The 19,435-nt window shown below is 66.8% G+C and carries 18 protein-coding genes and 1 pseudogene; 9 read left to right on the top strand and 10 right to left on the bottom strand.

What is annotated here, in order from left to right; all coding sequences use genetic code 11:
* Positions 1–47 precede the first annotated feature (47 nt).
* From MU558_RS06215 to MU558_RS06205, 3 genes are all read left to right on the top strand, one after another.
* A complete protein-coding gene (locus tag MU558_RS06215; protein WP_246972960.1) occupies positions 48–1,187 on the top strand; it encodes an MBL fold metallo-hydrolase in 1,140 nt (379 codons plus the stop codon).
* Positions 1,188–1,728: 541 nt separating this feature from the next.
* A complete protein-coding gene (locus MU558_RS06210) occupies positions 1,729–2,292 on the top strand; it encodes a hypothetical protein (protein WP_246972958.1) in 564 nt (187 codons plus the stop codon).
* Positions 2,293–2,899: 607 nt separating this feature from the next.
* Positions 2,900–3,727, top strand: a complete 828-nt coding sequence (locus tag MU558_RS06205; protein ID WP_246972947.1) for a DUF4397 domain-containing protein — start codon at positions 2,900–2,902, stop codon at positions 3,725–3,727.
* 192 nt (positions 3,728–3,919) lie between these two features.
* Here the strand turns inward: MU558_RS06205 and MU558_RS06200 are convergent.
* Positions 3,920–4,003: pseudogene (locus tag MU558_RS06200) on the bottom strand (Lrp/AsnC family transcriptional regulator); the annotation flags it as partial.
* A 118-nt stretch (positions 4,004–4,121) separates the two neighbouring features.
* On the bottom strand, positions 4,122–4,448 hold the full coding sequence (locus MU558_RS06195; RefSeq protein WP_246972945.1) for a nuclear transport factor 2 family protein: 327 nt from the start codon (positions 4,446–4,448) through the stop codon (positions 4,122–4,124).
* Positions 4,449–4,562: 114 nt separating this feature from the next.
* Between MU558_RS06195 and MU558_RS06190 the strand changes: the two genes are divergently transcribed.
* From MU558_RS06190 to MU558_RS06180, 3 genes are all read left to right on the top strand, one after another.
* Positions 4,563–6,362, top strand: a complete 1,800-nt coding sequence (locus tag MU558_RS06190) for a Rieske (2Fe-2S) protein (RefSeq protein WP_246972943.1) — start codon at positions 4,563–4,565, stop codon at positions 6,360–6,362.
* A 129-nt stretch (positions 6,363–6,491) separates the two neighbouring features.
* A complete protein-coding gene (locus tag MU558_RS06185) occupies positions 6,492–6,995 on the top strand; it encodes a DUF367 family protein (protein WP_246972941.1) in 504 nt (167 codons plus the stop codon).
* A gap of 75 nt (positions 6,996–7,070) precedes the next feature.
* Entirely contained in the window at positions 7,071–7,220 is a 150-nt protein-coding gene (locus MU558_RS06180; protein WP_246972938.1) for a 50S ribosomal protein L40e, read from the top strand.
* 115 nt (positions 7,221–7,335) lie between these two features.
* On the opposite strand, the gene MU558_RS06175 is transcribed toward MU558_RS06180, so the two are convergent.
* The 6 genes from MU558_RS06175 to MU558_RS06150 all read right to left on the bottom strand — a co-directional run bounded on the left by MU558_RS06175 (position 7,336) and on the right by MU558_RS06150 (position 14,110).
* The gene (locus tag MU558_RS06175) at positions 7,336–7,947 is read right to left on the bottom strand and encodes an MBL fold metallo-hydrolase (RefSeq protein ID WP_246972936.1); all 612 of its coding nucleotides are present in this window, start codon (positions 7,945–7,947) and stop codon (positions 7,336–7,338) included.
* Positions 7,948–7,992: 45 nt separating this feature from the next.
* Positions 7,993–9,339 carry a hypothetical protein gene (locus MU558_RS06170; RefSeq protein WP_246972934.1) on the bottom strand — a complete coding sequence of 449 codons (1,347 nt, stop codon included), beginning with the start codon at positions 9,337–9,339 and terminating at the stop codon, positions 7,993–7,995.
* Positions 9,340–9,410: 71 nt separating this feature from the next.
* Positions 9,411–11,024: a tryptophan--tRNA ligase gene (locus tag MU558_RS06165; protein ID WP_246972931.1), complete on the bottom strand. Its 1,614-nt coding sequence runs from the start codon at positions 11,022–11,024 to the stop codon at positions 9,411–9,413.
* A 49-nt stretch (positions 11,025–11,073) separates the two neighbouring features.
* Positions 11,074–12,111: a tRNA-intron lyase gene (gene endA / locus MU558_RS06160; RefSeq protein ID WP_246972929.1), complete on the bottom strand. Its 1,038-nt coding sequence runs from the start codon at positions 12,109–12,111 to the stop codon at positions 11,074–11,076.
* Positions 12,112–12,244: 133 nt separating this feature from the next.
* Positions 12,245–13,006 (bottom strand): topoisomerase DNA-binding C4 zinc finger domain-containing protein, encoded by a 762-nt coding sequence (locus MU558_RS06155; protein WP_246972926.1) that lies wholly within the window; start codon positions 13,004–13,006, stop codon positions 12,245–12,247.
* A 66-nt stretch (positions 13,007–13,072) separates the two neighbouring features.
* A complete protein-coding gene (locus tag MU558_RS06150) occupies positions 13,073–14,110 on the bottom strand; it encodes an NAD(P)/FAD-dependent oxidoreductase (protein ID WP_246972922.1) in 1,038 nt (345 codons plus the stop codon).
* An 86-nt stretch (positions 14,111–14,196) separates the two neighbouring features.
* Here MU558_RS06150 and MU558_RS06145 point away from each other — a divergent pair, with 86 nt between their 5' ends.
* From MU558_RS06145 to MU558_RS06135, 3 genes are all read left to right on the top strand, one after another.
* Positions 14,197–14,787 (top strand): DJ-1/PfpI family protein, encoded by a 591-nt coding sequence (locus MU558_RS06145; protein WP_246972919.1) that lies wholly within the window; start codon positions 14,197–14,199, stop codon positions 14,785–14,787.
* A 273-nt stretch (positions 14,788–15,060) separates the two neighbouring features.
* Positions 15,061–15,711: an HAD family hydrolase gene (locus tag MU558_RS06140; RefSeq protein WP_246972916.1), complete on the top strand. Its 651-nt coding sequence runs from the start codon at positions 15,061–15,063 to the stop codon at positions 15,709–15,711.
* A gap of 74 nt (positions 15,712–15,785) precedes the next feature.
* Complete coding sequence (locus MU558_RS06135; RefSeq protein ID WP_246972913.1) at positions 15,786–16,520, top strand: hypothetical protein; 735 nt, start codon at positions 15,786–15,788, stop codon at positions 16,518–16,520.
* Here MU558_RS06135 and MU558_RS06130 read toward each other — a convergent pair whose 3' ends face one another.
* Positions 16,521–18,863: a DEAD/DEAH box helicase gene (locus tag MU558_RS06130; protein ID WP_246972912.1), complete on the bottom strand. Its 2,343-nt coding sequence runs from the start codon at positions 18,861–18,863 to the stop codon at positions 16,521–16,523. It abuts the gene before it with no gap.
* A 58-nt stretch (positions 18,864–18,921) separates the two neighbouring features.
* Complete coding sequence (locus tag MU558_RS06125) at positions 18,922–19,434, bottom strand: PH domain-containing protein (protein WP_246972911.1); 513 nt, start codon at positions 19,432–19,434, stop codon at positions 18,922–18,924.
* Position 19,435: the final 1 nt, after the last annotated feature.

Genomic DNA, 19,435 nt, shown 5'->3' with positions numbered 1-19,435 from the left:
GTCGCAACGGCCGCGCTTAGGGGTCTCGAGCGCGTACGAAAGACGGTATGGTCGATACGATCACGGCCGATCGGCTCGCCGAACTCCAGGACGCAGACGAGGCGTTCGCGCTGGTGGACACGCGCCCGGAGGAGAGTTACGAGGCCTGGCACGTACAGGGGGCGCTCAACTACCCCTTCGGCTCCGAGGAGGAACTCGACGGCGACGTAGAGGAGGTCCGGGACCTCGTCGGGGACGCGGACAGGGTCGTCGCCATCTGCGCGAAGGGCATCTCGTCGGGCAACTTCGCGACGGAACTCGACGAGGCGACCGACGAGTTCGCGGTCCAGGCGGTCGACGGTGGGATGGAAGCCTGGAGCGGCGTCTACGATCACGTCCCGATCGACGCCGGCGACGATCTGGTGATCGTGCAGGTACAGCGCCGGGCCAAGGGCTGTCTGGGCTACGTCGTCGGGAGCGAGTCCGGCGACGCCGTCGTCGTCGACCCCACGGCCGACACGGACGAGTTCGAAACCGCCGCGGCAGACCAGGGGTTGACGATCCAGGGCGTGATCGACACGCACGTTCACGCCGACCACGTCTCCGGCGGTCGCGACCTCGCGGCCGACCTCGACGTCCCCTACTACCTCGGCGAACGCGCCGCCGAGCGCGACCTCGCGTTCGACTACCGTTCGCTCGAGCGCAACGAGGTTCTCGAGGTGGGCGACCTCGAGGTGAAGGCGCTCTCCGCGCCGGGACACACGAGCGAGATGATCAACCTGCTCGTCGACGACCGCGCTCTCCTGACCGCCGACACGCTTCACGCCGACTCCGTCGGTCGGACCGAACTCGAGTTCGGCGAGGACGAAGGCGAGAAGGGCGCGCGGATGCTCTACGAGACGCTCCACCGGACGCTCCTCGCGGAACCCGACGGCGTCGTCGTGTTGCCCGGACACGTCACCGTCACCGCCGACGGCGAGTTCGGCTACGGCCGGCCGGGCGAACCGATCGCGACCACGATCCGCGATGCGCGGACGGAGATCGACGTCCTCGACCTCGAGGAGGAGGCGTTCGTCGACCGGTTGGCCGACGCCGGCGAGAAACCGGCGAACTACGAGGAGATCATCGAGCGCAACCGCGGCGTCCGCGACGTCGCCTCCGAAGAGCGGGTCGAACTCGAGATGGGGCCGAACAACTGTTCGGCCTGATACTGTCTGATACGGACCGCTGTCCGTCCGTCCCGCAGCGACCGCGTCCCGTCGGGCGGTCGCTGCGGAACATCGGTACAGCAGACCGTATGACAAACCGGTTCACACGTCGATCGCACTCGCACGGTCGTCGCTGTGGCGTCGGCCGTGAGACGCGCTCGAGTCTTCACTGATAACGATAGCTGTGAGTCTGTACCGCCGCAACCGCGACACGTCTTGCGGTTGCGTCGGCAACCAGTCACAGCCATCATTATGACTCGGGAGTGACACGGTACCCTTCCTGCAGTGTTGATTACGCCCACCTCTACGGTAAACCGACCGATAGGCGGGTCGTGCGAATTTACCGTTGCCACTTCTACTATCTACTGAAAATGTTGACGGAGTCGGGCTGAATACAGCGCGCGACTGCCGCATGGATCGTCACCCACTCGGAAGTAGTACGATTGCCCGGTACAGGACAGGTGTGCGACGGCGCGAGGACCGATCTATCCGGATGTGTCAGACGCAGAAAGTACTTATTACCATGAAAACATGTGTTACCATGTCAATACTTCCAGGGATTCTTTCCCCGGTCGCCGACCTGGCTCGAGAGATGCATTCGTCGGTTATCGACCTGGACAGGCGAGCGTTTATTGGCTGGCTGGTCGGCATCGTCGGGGTCGCACTGGCCTCGAGGGGGGCTCACTTGACGGCGATACTGGCGAATATCGACCTGCTGAAAGCTTTGCTGGACCCGCTGCAATCCATCAGCGGGTTGGCACCCTTCGTGGTTGGCGCCCTCGCGTACATGCGTATCCGACCGGCAGCAGGTGTCGGGGAAATCGGTCTCGTCGTACTCTGGGGGCTGTGTGCGATGTACGCTGCGTTCCTCTTCATATTCTTTTTCGGACCCGCAGTAGTTGGCGACGTCCGACTCTCGACCATCCTGGCGCCGTCCCGTGGCGCTGAAGTCATTCTGTGGGACTTGTTCCGCTCTCTCGGAACGGCCGTCGTCTTCGCCGGATTCTACGCTGTGGCGGCGTCTCGTCGTGATCGACCGCTCATCAGCGCCCTCGTGCTGCTTGCACTTCCAGCCGGGATCGTTGGTGTCTGGGTGATCGCGTAGGACCCGCCGACGTCTCGAGATGCCGCCGAACGACTGATCTTTCCGAATGATGGAGTCAGCTGTCACTGTCGTTCTATGTCAACTACCCCACCCTAAGCGCCGTCGGCGCTTTGAGGGTGGGGCTTGTCCGTGGACTCGGCTTGAATAATATTGTCAGAAACGAAACTGACGGTCTCATCGACGTGCCGTTGGTGGATACATCATCCTCTGTATCTCGCACGCAGTTCCTGACAGGATTCGGGTAGAAAGTTCATCCGCTGAATACACAGTGGTGTGGTGGTGCGGGATTTTCATCTGCGGAGCAGGGCGGAAACCCCGACCCTTGATGTCGGGACAGTTGACAGGAGCGCGAATGCAGCACGAGATTCGACGCGCCGTGCGTGCGGTCGGTCGTCGGTCCGCCACCGATTCAGCACGACGGGCGTAATCGTCAGTTCGAGGTTGCCCTACTCGACGGCGACGGCAGGGCGTGGACGTATCCGGATTCTCCCATACCGGGTGGTTCGCTCGGAAGACCCACAGCGTTGGGTATCGAGCCTCGGAACTGCATCGGCCTGCGCCTGCAGGTGTTAGCACTATCACCGATATCATCGTTCATGACAGTTACATGACTAGGGATGGCGTGAGCCGACGGCGAATTCTACAGATCGGCGGCGGCCTCGTGGTGGTCAGTGGCGTCGGAAGTACCACGGCCGCCTCGAGTGACCACGAAACGAACGACCAGTCAACCGATACCGGCTTCGGGACTCGAGTTGCACACCTCTCACCCGACGCGCCCAGTATCGACATCTACGTCGACGGAGAGCGGGTCCGCGAGGGCCTCTCGTACCGGACGGTCACCCCCTACCGCGACCTCGAGCCTGGCACGTACACGATCCAGGTCGTTCCCGCCGGTGAAGACCCGGCCGAGGCAGTGCTCGAGGAGACCGTCGAGGCCGGCGACGTGGACCCCACCCTCGACGGTCTCCTCGCAGTGGTCGGCGAAGTGGCCGCCGAAAACCAGCCCCTCGAGGCGCTGTTTCTCGATGACGACAATAGCCCGGTCGATTCGGGTACCGCTCGCGTTCGCGTCCTCCACGCCTCACCCGACGCGCCTGCGGTGGACGTCGTTGCCGGTGAAAATGGGGACGCGCTGTTCGAGAACGTCGCGTTCGGTGAATCCAGCTATATCGAGGTCCCGGAAGGCGAGTATCCGCTCGTCATCTATCCTGCGGGTGACCGGGAGACCAGCGTTTTCGAAATCGACGTTTCTCTCGCCGGAGGAACCGTCTACTCCGCGTTCGCGGTTGGCTACCTCGAGACGGAGAATGCACCCGCCGATGAACCGTTCGAGATACTCCTCACGGAGGACGCCCTCCTGGACGAGACGGACGGCAAACCCGACGAAGAGAAGACTGAAGAAGACGAATGCGAGACAGACGAGAAGGCTAATTGATTCTGCCGGTAGCCTGTCGTGGAACATTCTCGCTGCCATCGGGTAGTGAGTGTTTTCACGCAGGTACAGCCGTACGTATGAGCAAACGAAATACGTTTGCGATGTTCGACGAACTCACAACTGTATGAGTGGGTTGACAGGAGAACAGACTCGACGGGACGGCACCCGAGTTGCTCGTCGAGGATGAGTTGCGTTGGTACCATGAGTGTCGGCGGCGTCGACGACGAGGACGATGTCCTGTTCGCCCACGTCCTGCCAGACGAAGTCGACTTCCTCTCACTCGGCCCGGAATACAGGTCGGTCTCTTGTGCTCCCTGCTTGGTTTACACTCTCCTGGAGTAGCAGCGTTTCCATCGAGTCAGCAGGCCGTTCTATGACACTCTCACTGATCCGGCTATCGAGTGTACGTCTCGAGGCCGGCGATCCGGCCGTCCTCGAGTTCGAAGACGTCCGCGAACGCGAACAGTTCGTCGCCCTCGGCGTCGCGTAGCCGACCGCAAACGACGACCCTGTTCTCGTCCGTGATCACCTCACGGAGTTCGTGGCGCGTGTCGGTCTGCGGGCGACTGTCGCGCATGAACTCGACGAACGACGCCCGACTCTCGAACGTACGGTCGGGCCGACGCTGGACGAAATCGGGCGCGAGCACCGACTCGAGTGCGTCGTAGGCGTGTGTGTCGAGGGCGTCGTAGTACCGTCTGACAACTGCGTCGACGTCCATGGTAATCGTCGGGACCGCTACCGCCAAAAGCGATGCCGTCGACCGACGTCTCGGAACGTGGACAAAAGCTCGTTTCAGGGAACGGTTTTGCCGCCCGCTGTGTTACGTCGGACCATGGCAACGATCTCGGACGAATTCCTCGAGGCGACGGACCTCGAGGAACTGCGAGACGCGGGTCGAAAAGTGATCTCGGCGAACGGAACGGCGATCGCCCTCTTTCACCACGGGGGCGAGGTGCGGGCGGTGGACAACCGCTGTCCGCACATGGGCTTTCCCCTCTCGGAGGGGACCGTCGACGACGGCATCCTCACCTGTCACTGGCACCACGCCCGGTTCGAACTCTCCTGTGGGGACACGTTCGACCCGTGGGCCGACGACGTCCCGACCTATCCCGTCGAGGTACGCGACGGGACGGTGTACGTCGACCCCTCGCCGACGCGGGATCGGCCAGCCGCGGAACACTGGGCCGACCGACTCGAGACGGGTCTCGAGGAGAACCTCCGACTCGTCGTCGCCAAGTCGACGATCGGACTGCTCGACGCGGACGTCGACTACCGGGACCCGATGGCGACGACGCTCGAGTTCGGCACGCGGTACCGGGAGACGGGCTGGGGGCCGGGACTGACGATCCTCGGCTGTCTGGCCAACGTGATCGACGACCTCGAGCCCGCGGACCGAAAGCGGGCGCTGTACACGGGTGTTCGCCACGTCGCGAGCGACTGTGCGGACGAACCGCCGAACTTCGACCAGCCGTCGTTTTCGACCTCGGACGTCTCGTTCGACCGCCTCAAACGGTGGTTCCGCGACTGCGTCGAGGTTCGCGACTCTGACGGCGCGGAGCGCTGTCTCCGAACTGCCGTCGCGACTGGCCGCTCCGAGGCCGAGGTCGCCGAGATAGTCTTCGCCGCCGCGACCGACCACCCCTACCTCACGGCCGGCCACGTCCTCGACTTCGCGAACACGGCCTTCGAGAGCCTCGAGCACGTCGGCTGGGAGTTCGCCGACGACGCGCTCGCGAGTCTCGTCGATCCCCTGACCGACGCGACTCGCAGCGACGAACGCTCCTCGTGGCGACAGCCGATCGACCTCGTGGAACTGCTCGAGGACGTCTACGGCGGCGACGTGACCGAGACGAGCGGCCTCGCCGCCCTCGCGAGCGAGGGCGACGGTGACGAGTGGACCGTCCCAGACGACTTCCGGGCGACGCTGCTGTCCGACGACCCCGAGGTCATCGTCGACGCGCTCGCCGACGCCGTCCGGTCGGGAGCGACACCCGAGGACCTCGCCGCTGAAGTCGCCTCCGCCGCCGCGACCCGCGTCGCGCAGTTCGGCACGGCAAACGAGTTCGACGACTGGAACACCGTCCACCACACCTTCACGTACGCCAACGCGGTCCACCAGGCGACGCGGCGGACGGACGCCGTCGAACTCTACCGGGGCGTCTTCGACGGCGCGACGAGCGTCTACCTCGATCGGTTCCTCAACACGCCGCCAGCGCCGATTCCCGATCCCGCCGAGCACGACACCGGCCGCGACCCCGACGCCGTCCGGCAGAACCTCCTCGAGACGTTCGACGAGGACGGACGCGTCGACGAGGCCGGCCGCCTCGTCGGCGAGTTCTTCGACTGCGGCGGCGACCCCGCCGCGCTGAAGCGGACCCTCGGGCACGGCCTCCTGCGCGAGGACGCCGGCTTCCACACGCTCCAGAACGTCGAAGCCGCGTTTCAGCAGTTCGACGACGCAACGCGGCGCTTCGGCGACGCTGCGAGCGAGCGCGCAGTGCGGACCCGCCGAATCCCGATGATCGCCACCGCCCGCTACATGGCCGCCCACTTCCCCACCCGGCGGGAGGCCGAACAGACGTTCACGATCGCCACCCGCCTCAACCGCGGCGAGGCGATCCACGAGGGCTGACAATCCGGTCGAAACCGCCTCTCGGTGCGACCGTAACTCGTTGCGTCGGGTCACACCGGAACTGACTCGCGACCAGCGCCGTGACGGCGAGTCGGGTCGCTTTTCTCGAGTCCGTCCCTAGACCCGCGCGTGGAAGTCCACGTCTACTACGAGGGCGACGACGACCCCGACAAGTGCACGGCCCGTCGCCTCGAGCGCTTCGACCGCGCGACGCTCCACCGCTCGATGCGGGGCGTCCCCTACGGCGTCGTGCTCAACCCCCACGCCGAACAGGCGCTCTCGCCGGCCGACGCCGACGACGCGATCGACACCCTCGTCGCGCTGGACTGTTCCTGGGAGTCCGCCGGCGAAGCCGCCTTCTCGATGCAGGGCATCCACCGCGCGCTTCCGTTCCTCGTCGCCGCCAACCCGGTCAACTACGGTCGCCCGTTCCGGCTGACGACGGCCGAGGCGCTCGCCGCCGGCCTCGTCATCCTCGGCGAGCGCGAGCAGGCCGAACGCCTCCTCGAGCCGTTTCGCTGGGGCGAGACGTTCCTGACGCTCAACGAGGAACCGCTTCGACGGTACGCCGACTGTACGGACTCGAGCGAGGTCGTCGCCGTCCAGGACGACTACCTGGCCGACGAGGAGTGATCGCGGCCGATCGGTCGAGACGCGACCGACCTGCGGATCACAGCGGTTAAATGCACCACGGGCGAACGCACCGACATGGCCAGTTTCGACGCCGCGGAAAAGCGAATGCTCGAGAAACAGATCTGCATGCGCTGTAACGCTCGCAACCCGCCGGGAGCCGAGCGCTGCCGCAAGTGTGGCTACGACAAACTCCGTCCCAAGGCGAAGGAAGCCCGCAGCGCCTAATCCGTTCTCTGCTTCGATCCGCTCGACGATCGACTCACCGTCTCGTCGACACTCTCCCCCACCTGACTCTGTAGTCCGACTAGCGTTGGCGATCGTCGCGCGATCGGCCTCGAGTCTACTCGTCGGGGTACTTCGGTTCGCGTTTCTCGGCGCGCTCGAGTGCCGTCGCCACGACGTCGCGGACGTCGCCGTGGAAGACGCCGCCGTGGCCGGCGTACATGTGCTCGACAGAGTCGGGCATACGGGAGAGCAAGTCCTCGATGCTCTCGATGAGCCGTTCGCGTGACTGACCGGGCATGTCGGTCCGGCCGAAGCTTCCGTAGTCGAACGCGCCGTCGTCGTGGACGACCACGTCGCCGGAGTAAAGCGTCGTCTCGGAGACCAGCGAGACGTGGTCGTCAGCGTGTCCCGGCGTGTAGACGACCTCGAACGACTCGTCGCCGATCGCGACCGTCTCCCCGTCGTCGATCGAGTGGGTCCGCAGCGGGTGGTCCGCGTAGGCGTACACCTCGGGGTCGAACGCCTCGCAGACGGCCTCGAGTTGCTCGACGTGGTCGCCGTGCTGGTGGGTGAGGACGACGGCGTCGACGTCGTCCGTGTGTTCGCGGATCTCGTCGACGACGCCATCGTAGGTGCCCGCGTCGACGAGCACCGTCCGCTCGCCGACGGCCAGATACGCGTTACACGTGAACGTCTCGGCGTCTTCCGTGACGTGGTGGACCTCCATACGCGACGACTCGCGGGCCGACGGCAAAACCGTGGTGGCTCGCCGCTACCCGTTCGAGACGCGGGTCGTCTCGACCGACCCGGCGTCGACCCAGACGAAGCCCGACTCCTCGGCGGCCGCCTTCGCTTCCGACATCGCGCCCGGATCGAACTCGTCTTCGAACTCGATGCGCGTCTCGTCGGGCCCCGACGCCGGGAGTTCCGGGAGGAACTCGTCGTCGTCGAGCAGTCCTTTCACCGAGACGCTCTTGCCAGTCCCAAGCGCCGCGCCGAGCGCCCGGTATCGGTCGTCTTCCGTCTGGCTCTCGACGCCTGCGCCGAACGAGTCGTTCGAGACCCGCGCCGTCTTCGCGCTCCCCGAGAGCGTTCCAAAGCCCGAGGCGTCCGTCGATCGCTTCGTTCGCCGCGAGACGACCGACGCCCGATCGTTTCGATCGCCCGTCGATCCTGGGCCAGTCTCCGTCTCGCCCGGCCGGTCGCCCACGCTCGAGTCGCCTCCGTCCGACCTGTCGCCGGCGTCGCCGGTCGAGTCGGCTGCGTCGGCGGGTCGTCGCGAGACCGTCGGTGAACCGCCCACGATCTCGAGTCCGCCGCGCCTGTCCGGTCCGTCCGGCTCCGCCGCGTCGCCCGCTTCCGCCGTCGGTGACGACGCCGCTCGAGCTGGTTCCGCTTCGTCGATGAGCGATTCGACCCCGTCCCCGCCGGCCGCAGTCGTCTCCGCTGGCGCGCTCGCGTCGACGCCGGCTCGGCCACGTCGATCGGCCGCCCACGGCGGCCACGGGTCACACGCCGTCTCCCGCTCGTCGGGGACGTACGCGATCGGGTCGTGCTCGGGCACCAACGGCCGATCGAACGCCGAGACGCGGTCGCCGTACTGTTCTCGGACGCGCTCGAGTTCGTCGGGTTCGATCAGCGCCGCCCGCCAGCGGTCGACGCCCGACGAGAGGAGCACGAAGCGAGCGTCGACCCCGCCGAGCACCCGCTCGTTGATCGCGTAGAGGACAGCCGGAAGATTGTCCGTCCCGAGCGGCGTCTCCGGATAGCTGATCGTCGTCTCGCGGCTCCGTCCCGCCGGGTCGGTCGCCTCGAGTCGGAGTTCCCCGCCGTGACCGGCAATCGAGAGCGACCAGTCGACGGCTGCGAACGCCGTCGTCAGCCCTCGCCGGAGCGTCTCCCTCGAGTAGCGTGCAGAACAGTCGACGCCGCGGGCCGATCGACAGATCGTCTGGCGCAGAAACGCCGTCCGGTCGCGGGCGTCGCGGAGCGCGTCCTCGAGTGCCGTCTCGAGTGACGTCTCGGTGGGCTGATCCGCCGACCGGACGTCCGCCGGCGTCACGCCGAACGCGCCGAGGACGTCCGCACACACCAGCACGTCCTCTCGAGACCGCTTCATACGCGCCCGTTCAACGGACTCGGGTTTACGTCTTCCGTCAGACGAAAAATAGTGTGAACTAAACTGTGAAATTAGCGTCGCGGCGACTCGAGGGTGACGTCGGCCGCCTCGAGCAACTCCTCGACTTCCGCGCGTTTCTCCTGGTGGTCCTCGAGGAACTCCCGCATGAGCTGGGCGGCCTGCTCTTTGCAGTCGCCACAGAGGCGCTCGCCGCCGACGCACTCGTCGTAGACGCGTTTGGCGAACTCGTCGTCATCGCCCGCGAGCAGGTAGGCGTACAGTTCGTAGACCGGACACTCGTCGGCCCGGCCGCCCTTCTCGCGTTGCTCCGCTGCGGTCTCGCGGCCGCCGGTCGTCGCCGACTTCACCTTGTCGTACCCCTCCTCGGGGTCGTCCAAAAGCGAGATGTGGCTGGCCGGGATCGACGAGGACATCTTGCCGCCGGTCAGCCCGGTCATGAACCGGTGGTAGATCGACGACGGCGGGAGGAAGCCGTAACCGCCGTGCTCGACCTCGAGTCTGCGTGCGAGTTCCTCCGCCTCGGCGACCTCGAGGTCGAAGGCGTCGACGTGGCTCTCGTAGACCCGCTTTTCGCCCTCGACGGCGTCGATCAGCGCCTCGAACGCCTCGTCGGTCGCCTGCCGATCGAAAAAGCGGGTCCGCGGTCGGAGCGGCTCTTTTCCGCCGTTCTCGAGTTTCTCGACCGTCGACTCGAGGGTCACGTCGTCGGCGGGGAGGCCGTCCGCCGTCGCTCTCTCGGCCTCGAGCCAGGTGGCTGCCCCCTCACAGCGGGGCATCTCGGGGTCCTCGGCGTACTCCTCGCGAGCGTCGTAGGCCCGGGCGACGAGCGCACGCTCGTCGTCGGTCAACTCGAAACTCGCGTACGCCTTCGTGACCTTGAAAAAGCGCATCCGGGCGGCGAGGTCGCGAGCCAGCCGGACGTGTGGGTCCTGGTCCGGCCCGACCGGGATCACCGTCGGCTTTGGCTCCTCGAGTTGCGGGTAGAGGATGTCGGCCATCTGCGTGACGACCGACTGCATGTGCGAGACGTCGGTCTCGCCGTCGAAGCCGTAGATCGCCCCGAGTTCGGAGAAGTTCGCCTCGATCCCGAGTTCGAACGCCAGGTCCTGGACCTCGCGGTTTTCCGACTGCCGGTAGAGGGTCCCCTCCTCGGGGTCGAACCCGAGCGCCAGCAGCGAGAGGAGGTAGTTGCGAGCGTGTTCGTCGATCTCGTCCCAGGAGAGGCCGCGAGCGGAGTGAGCCTCGAGATCGGCGATCAGCGCGTAGGCGTCTCCACCCTGTCGTTGGTGCCAGATGATCTCGTCGAACACCAGTTTGTGTCCGATGTGGGGGTCGCCGGTCGGCATGAACCCCGACAGCGCGGCGAACGGCTCGCCCTCTTGCATTGCCTCGGCCACGGGCCGGTAGTCGCGGTGGCCGAAGATGACGCCGCGACGCATCAGGTAGTGTGGATTCGGCACGTCGGCGAGGATCTCGTCGAACTCCTCGATGCCGAACTCCTCGAACAGTTTGCGGTAGTCGGAGACGGTCGACGACCCCCACGGGTCGAGCGTCACGTCGTCTGCGCCCGCGACACCGCCGTCAGTGTGCGGCTCGGACGCGGCTCGCTCGCCGCCGTCTGCCTGGGGTGCTGTCCCCTCATCGAGTGGGTCGTCTCCGGTCATTATGCCCGCTTTCGCCCCCCGTGGCGCAAAAACCTTCGCTTTCCACCGATCAGGGGGTCAGTCGCTCGAGCGCCCACCACTCGATTCCCGCTTCGCCGACCAGCGCGAACGCCATCGTCTTGCGGACGCCGTGAGCGAGTCGGACGTCGAGGGCGAGGTCCCGCGGCTCGAAGACGTGGTCTTCGGGGAGCACCCGGATCAACAGTTCGGAGTGTCCCAGTTCGTCGACCGACTCCACGTCGGCGTACGTCCGGAAGTCGGCACCGAACTTGTAGCCCGTCTTCGGGACGACGCCACGCTCGCGCAGGGTCGTGTACACGCGCAGTCGCCGGTCGAACCGCTCGCCTTCGACCTCGCGGCCACGCTCTGTGACGGTCTCGGAGTCGAGGTCGACCGCCCCCGCTTCCGCGAGGTGGGCCGCCTCGAGCAGCGAGCACTGTAGTGTGGGCCGGTCGTACTCCCGACCCTCGAGGGGCTGGCCGTAGAACGTCCGCTCGTAGAGTTCGTGTGGCGGATCCCAGAGGACGACCCGATCCGCCAGTAGATCGGCTTCGACGCCCGTCGGGAGCGTCGTCGCCGACGAGCCCGTGATCTCCTCGCGGCCGACCTCGAAGTACGTGATCTCGCTTTCCTCGTCGACGACCGCGAGGACGCCTTCCTGCAGGTCGGCGGCGGGGACGTCGGTTCGCTCGCCGATCACCCGCAGGGCGTAGGCGATCTCGCCGTCTCTCGGCCCCTTCCCGCGGGGAAAGACGGCGAAGTCGGCGTCGGGCGGATCGTCGATCCACGGCTCGCTGGCCGGCGAGAGGTAAAAGCCCCGCGAGCGCAGATCGGCGTAGACGAGAAACTCGACGCCGAAGTCCTCGCCCGGTTCGCGCGCGGCGAACTCCCGGAACGTGAGCCGTTTCCCGTCGTCGACGACCGCCTCGAGGTCGCCCCGGTACAGCAGGTGGGCCGCCTCGACCGGCGCGAGCGCGATCTCGTTGCCCTCGAGTGGATAGCCGTAGCCGCGTGCGTCGTGGTAGCGCTGGCGTGCGTCCCCTGCGACGCGGACGACGCCGTCGTCGAACCGTCCCTCGAGTGCCATACCCGACCCTCGGTCGCCCGGCACATAGGGGCTGTGATACGGACCGTTGTACGTCAGTTCCAGCACGACCGCGAACCGTCTGCGGCTGTGCCGGGAAATCGGTACGACAGACCGTCTGGATCGACCGCGTCGCTCACGGATCCGGCTGCGCCTCTGTCGACGTCTCGAGGAGCCGTTCGCAGGTCGCGTCGAGACAGCGCCGTCCGCTCCTGGTCTCGAACGTCGGGAGGCCACAGCCGCACTCGCCGTCGACGACGCCGGCGGGGATCGCGTAGCCGGTGTCACACTCGGGGTAGTTCTCACAGCCGGCGATCAGGCCGCCACGGCGGAGGATTCGGAGGTCGCCGCCGCAGTTCGGACACGTCCACTCGCGGTCGAACGCCTCCCGGACGGCGTCGTCGAGCGACTCGCAGTCGCGATCGATGCAGACGTCGAACGCGAGACCGCGCTCGACGCGCATGCGGGGGAGGCCACACTCACAGCGCTCGTCGCGGACCGTCGCGTCGGCCGGCAGACTGTACCGGGTGTCACAGTCGACACAGCCGACGCCACCGGACGACCGGACGAGGGCCCCGCCACAGTTCGGACAGTCGCCGACCGGCGTTCCGGCCGCCGAGGATGGGTAGTTGGCGAAGCCATCCTGGTCGTGGGCCGCGATACGGAGGCTCTGTCTTCCCTTCTTGGCGACGAGGCTGAAGCCGTCCGCGCGGTCGCTCGAGACGCTGTCGGCGCGGGTGAGCCAGGCGACGGGCTGGTAGCCGTCGACGTCGTGGACGAGCACGGTGTTGTCCGGCTTGACGAGCGTCGTCACGCGACCGCGGTACTCCTCGCGGTCTGTCCCGTCCGTGATGACCGTACAGTCGCCTGCGAGCACGCGGATTGCGTCGTCGATCATGGGGACGATGGCCTCGCTTTCGTACTTAAACCCGCGGCGGTTTCGCGATCGAGCCACCAGGAGTGATCAGAGGGAATTGACGAGCCGCTCGCCCGTCTCGAGGCCGTTGCGAACTGCGGCGTGGAGACGACCCTCGCCGACGACCCAGTCGCCGACGAAGTAGAGGTCGTGCTCCTCGGCGGACTCGAGCGGGCCGGCAGGAGCGCGTCCCTCGGGTAACGCGTAGCGCCAGCCCTGATGGTCGGTCCAGGCCGGGTCGGCCAGGCGCTGGTCGCCGATCACGTCGGCGGTCGTCGACGCGAGGGTGGCGACGTTCTCAGCGGGCGGGGCGTCGTAGTGCTCGACGGACCACTCGTGGCTCGCCTGCACGACCAGCACCGACTCTCCGTCGGGGACGTGGCCCGGTTTGCACTCCTCACGGGCGATCCAGCCGATCTCGTGGTCTTTCCCCGGATTCACGAGCGCGTAGTAGGGGGCCTCGAGTTCGAACCCGTAGCCGAGGACGGCGGTCCAGATCGTCCGGTACGGAACCTCGGCGGCGGCAGTCGCGAGGTCGTCCCGGAGATGGTGGTCCCAGTCGGCGTCGGCGAGCAACGCTGCCGTCTGCGGTGCGGGCGGGTTCAACACGAGGACGTCGAACGGCCCCCACTCGCCCCCGTCGGCGTCGGTCAGCCACCACGTCTCCCCGTCGTGGACGATCCGCTCGACCCGCGTTCGACGATGGACCGTCACGTCCGTCCCGCCGAGGAGCCGCTTGGCGATCTGGGTGAGCCCCCGACGGTAGCTCCACTTGTGCGCGTCGGCGTCCCGACCCGGCGAGACGTTCCCATCGCGGTCGAACGTCCAGATCGGCTCGGTCACGTCCACGAGCCCGTCGGTCTCGAGCGTCTCCGTCAGGAGTTCGACGACGCGCTCGTCGTCGGCCTTGACGTAGTTCGCGCCGTAGTCGTAGGTGACGTCGCCGCGGCGACGCGTCGCGGCGCGCCCGCAGAGCCCACCCGACTTCTCGAGGATCGTCACGCCCGCCTCCGGAACCGTCCGATCGAGCACGGTCGCGGTCGCGCTCGCCGCCGTGCCCGCGCCGACGATACCGATGTTCGTCATCGGTTCGACCCTGGCTCCGGCGGGAAAAATAGCTGTGGCCTACGTCGGGACGAAAAGCGTTTACGTATCTCACGCCAGGGAGTCGCATGAGCGATACCGCGGAGGTCGTCCTGTTCGACGGGTTCGACGAACTCGACGCGATCGGCCCCTACGAGGTCCTCGCGAACGGTGCGCGGGCGGGTGCCAACCTCGAGACGCGACTGGTAACCCTCGAGCCGACGGCGGTCGTGACGGCGGGCCACGGCCTCCGGGTCGGTCCCGACGGCGTTCTCGGCGAACCGGACCTGCTTCTCGTTCCCGGCGGCGGGTGGACGACCGGCGACGGCGGCGTTCGACGCGTCGTCGAGAGGGGGCAACTACCCGATGCAGTCGCCGCCGCCTACGAAACGGGGACGACGGTCGCGTCCGTCTGTACCGGCGCGATGATTCTCGAGGCGGCCGGGCTCCTCGAGGGTCGGCCCGCGATCACCCACCACGGAGCGATCGACGACCTCGCCGAGACTGCGGACGTAACCGACGCACGCGTCGTCGACGACGGCGACGTCCTCACCGCGGGCGGGGTCACCTCCGGACTGGACCTCGCGCTGTGGCTCCTCGAGCGCGAGTACGGCGCGAACGTGGCGGATCGGGTCGCCCGCGAGATGGAATACGAGCGTCGCGGCGAGGTCGTTCGGTGATACTGGTGGCTGTGACTGTGTTCCAAGGCAACTCCACGACGGGTCATACGGTCTGCTATCCCTCTTTTCCGCAGCGACCGCCCGACGGGACGCGGTCGCTGCGGGACGGACGGACAGCGGTCCGTATCACGGGTGCCCCGGAACCGACTCGCACCCGTCGGTACGACCGTCGGCGTCGGTCGCTCGTTCGCCGCCCGATGACTGCGTCGCGAACCCGCCGCTCTGCCGCAGACCGAACGGCTATAGACCCCCGGCAAATATCGGGGACACGTCATGAGTGCCGTACTCTTCGACATGGACGGCGTGATCGTCGACAGCGAAGACTACTGGGTCGAACTCGAGCGCGAGACGATCCTGCCACGCGTCGTCCCGGACGCCGAGGTCGCCATCGCCGAGATCACCGGGATGAACTACCGCGAAATCTACGACTACCTCGAGTCCGAATACGGTACGGCCGTCTCCCGGGAGGAGTTTCTCGAGATCTTCGACGAGACGGCAGCCACGCTCTACACGGAACGCGTCTCGCTGCTCGAAGGCTTTCACGACCTCCTCGCGGCGCTCCGTGACCGCGGCGTCGCGGTCGGCCTCGTCTCCTCGTCGCCCCACGACTGGATCGACACGGTCCTCGAGCGGTTCGACCTCGAGGAGGCGTTCGACGCGGTTGTCAGCACGGAGGAGATCGACGGGGCAGGCAAGCCCGAACCCGACGTCTACGAGTACGCCGCCGACGCGATCGACGTTCCAGTCGAGGAGTGTCTCGCCGTCGAGGACTCCGAGCACGGCGTCGAGGCTGCCGCTCGAGCGGGGACGACGGCGGTCGCCTACAGGATCGACGCCCACGACGACCTCGACCTCTCCGAAGCGGACGTCGTCGTCGACGATCCCGACGAGCTTCGGCGGACGGTGCTGGCACTGCTCGAGTGACTCGGCCCGTCGTCCGTCGACTCGAGCGGTCGTTCATACTCTCCTTTTTTATACTTTTGTTCGCAACGGTTGGTATGCTCGCGAGACGGACGTTGCTCGGGGGACTCGCTGCGACAGCCGTCTTCGCCGGCTGTCTGGGCGACGAGCGCGACGACTCGAGAACGGAGCTCCGTTCGGACGGTAGCGCCGACGATAGGGAGAACGACGCGCCTACAGACGACGCTGGTCAGGGTCCTCGAGCGACGTTCCGTTTTCAGGACTACGGCGACGGACTCAGCGTCTCCGTGATGAAACTCGACCGGGCAGACCGATTTCGCATCGAGGGACGGGACTGCGACGTCGAGGCGGACCTCGAGACCGCGCTCAACGCCTCGGTGTCGCTCACCGTCGACGACGAGCTCGCCGACTGCGAGGACGAGGCGACCATCGACGTCGTCGGCGAGTACGGAGAGACCGAACGGACGGTTGCCTCGTACGACTGGAACGTCGACGCCTACGGTACGAGCTACGACGGCAACGCCGGACCGCCACTCGACGTCGGCATCGGCATCGACGACCAAAGCCGTGAAGACGCGGTCACGTTCGTCGTCAAGTCGGCCGAACGCGTCGACGGCGTTTCGATTCGCAGCCCCGACTGCGACGTCGACGTCCACCTCGAGGCGACCGCCGGAAACGCCGTGACGCTCCGTTCTGAAGACGAACTGCGCGCGTGCGGCCAGGAGACGACCCTGTGGCTCGTCGGCGAACACGACGGTGCTAAACAGCTCTTTGCGACCTACGACTGGACGCGGTCGTCGACTCACAGGTAACTAGTTCACCGCGACGGTACGCGTCTCCTCGAGCGGGACCAGCGGCTCCCCCGGAAACGCCACGCTGACGGTAAACTCGAGTTCGTCTTCGTTCGCGCCGAAGACGCCCACTGGGACAGTCTCCTCGTCACGGAGGTAGGTGCTCGTACTCGTCATCTCGACGCCGTTGACGGTGACACGGATTCCGGCCCGGGCAGGTTCGCCGACGTTTCTGACGGTCACCTCGTGGACGTCGCTTTCGCCCGTCGCGACCGATTCGGGGAACGTCCCCCACTCGAGGTCGAGCGCTGGAAGCGACTGTGCGCCCTCGTAGACGCGTTCGGCGACGCCCTCCGAGAGGCCGGCGTCGACCAGGCCGGCGACACCCGCGTCGACGACGTCGCGCGGCGTCGAGAGCCCCTCTTTCGAGAGTTTGCTCGCCCGGCCCGAGCCGACGCCGTCGATCCCCGTCAGCCCGACGGCGTCCTCGGCGACGCCGTTTTCGATCCGCGCCTCGAGTCGGCGGGCGAGGTTCGCTGCGTGCGGCCCGTGAAACCGGTCGAGGAAGGCCCGTAGCGCCGCGAGCAGTCGCAGGGAGTTCTGGCGGATCACCCACGCGTCGCTCCTGAGTTCGGCGGGCGTCGTCCCGCTCGCCGCTCCGCGGAGGATGGCGAGCACCTTCCGCTCGCCCGCCTCGAGGTCGCCGGTCTCTTGCCCGACGAGCACCGCGTTTATCGCGTCCCGTTCGGACTGCCGGGCCGACACCGAGTCGAACTCCGCGGCGGTCGCGACGGCCTCGAGGACGTCGCCGTCGCCGATTTGGTCGTGCTCGCACAGTCGAGCGAAGCGTGCGGCGGTGTCGAGTCTGAGGTAGTACTTCGAGGCGAGGACGCCGAGCGGGGTCGCCTCGATCGAGAGGTCTTCGCCCGTCTCGACGAACCCCTCTTCGACCAGTCCCTCGAGCGTGTCCCGGACGTTCTTCGTGAGGTTCGGGAAGTCGTACGCCTCCGGTTGCGACTGGCCGCGGACGTAGTAGAAGGTGGTCTCGAGCCACTCCATGACGTCCTCCAGGTCGGTGATCGTGCCCATCGCGATCTCGGCGTTGAGGTGGGCGTCTACGTCGTCGGCCAGTCGCGACTCGATCTCCTTGCCGTCGCGCAGCAGTCGGCGGTACTTGTCCGCCTCCGCCGCGTCGCAAACGACCCAGCCGTAGCCGACGTCGTCGTAGCCCGGCCGACCGGCCCGGCCGAGCATCTGCAAGACGTCGAGGGGGCTCATGTCGACCTCGCCCTCGAGCGGGTCGTGGAGTTTCGTGTCGCGGATGACCACGCAGCGAGCCGGCAGGTTGACCCCCCACGCGAGCGTCGAGGTCGAAAACAGCAGTTCGATCTTCCCCTCCTTGAACCACGCCTCGACGAGGTCCTTGTCGTTTTTCGACAGACCCGCGTGGTGGAACGCGACGCCGTCGAGCACGGAGTTGCGCAGCGTGTCGTTCTCGAGTTCTTTACTCTCCGTGTGAAAGTCGTAGTCACCGCGTGCGCCCATCGGGACGTCGCGTTCGGCAATCTCGTCTCTGGCCTTCTTCGCCGCCTGTACCGTGTCCTGGCGCGAGGCGACGAACACGAGCGCCTGGCCGTCCTCCCTGAGGTGGGGTTCCGCCAGATCCAGCGCTCGATACAGGCGACGGTACTTGTCCGCGAAGGAGTTCTCGCCGTGCGTGTAGGTCTTCACGCCGGCGTTCAGGTCGACCGGGCGGTACTCGTCGCCGAACTCGAAGGTACACGCCGGCGGGGCGTCGAGCCACGCCGCCACGTCGTCGACGTTCGGCATCGTCGCCGACAGCGCGACGATCCGGGGCGAACAGAGCCGTCGGAGCCGCGAGATCGTCACCTCGAGTACCGCCCCCCGCCGGTCGGCGTCGAGCAGGTGGACCTCGTCGATGACGCAGACGTCGACGTCGGTGACGAAGTCGTACCGTCGCGAGTCGTGTTTCCTGGTCGCCGAGTCGAGTTTCTCCGGCGTCATCACGAGGATGTCCGCGCGTCGCGCTCGCCGGGGGTTCAACTCGCGTTCGCCCGTGACGACGTACACCGAGTAGCCGAGTTCCTCGAAGCGATCCCAGTCGCTCTCTTTCTCGTTGGTCAGCGCCCGCAGCGGAGCGATAAACAACGCCGTCCCGTCGTCGGCGAGTGCCTTGCAGATCGCGAGTTCTGCGAGGGCCGTCTTTCCGGACGCGGTCGGCGCGCTCGCGACCACGTTCTCCTCGCGCTCGAGCAGTGCGGGCAGGGCCTCGCGTTGCATCCGGTTGAACTCCTCGAAGGCGAACGCGTCGGCGAACTCTGGCAGAACCTCGGCGACCTCCATCACACGGAGACGGGGAGCGGCCGGTCAAAGGCGTTTCTGTCGCGACCGACGGCGTCGATCAGGTCGACGAGCGAACCTCGAGGTCGTCGAGCTGTTCCGAGAGCACGGTACTCGCCTCGTGGGGGCGTGAGAGACGCTGGAACGTCAGCTCCGGGTCGCCGGAACCGGCCGTGTAGACGGTCAGGTTGCCGTAGCCGAGCAGTCGCCCCAGCGCCGACTGGCGCAGGCTCGTGTTCTGGATGCGATCGAGGCGAAACTGGGTGACGTCCCTCGAGACGACGCCGCGTTTCTCGTAGAGTTCGGAGGTAGTGATGACGTATCTTGTCGTAGTCCAGTGGACGTACCGTACGACTGCGAGGCCGGCACCGACGATCGCGACGACGAGTCCGATCGCCGTCACTACGCCGACGCCGTCGGCCGCTCCCCAGACGGCGACCAGGAACCCGACGAGCACGAGCGACACGCCGACGAGCAGTCTCGACCCCATCGCGACGGGATGTGGTCGGCTCTCCCAGACGACCGCCTCACCCTCCCCGAGGTGGAGCCAGTCCGGCGTCGACCCGTCGCTCATG

The organism is Natribaculum luteum (genome assembly GCF_023008545.1).
Taxonomy (GTDB): domain Archaea; phylum Halobacteriota; class Halobacteria; order Halobacteriales; family Natrialbaceae; genus Natribaculum; species Natribaculum luteum.
Note: the sequence above shows the minus strand (reverse complement) of the source record. Positions and strands in the feature narration are given on the sequence as shown.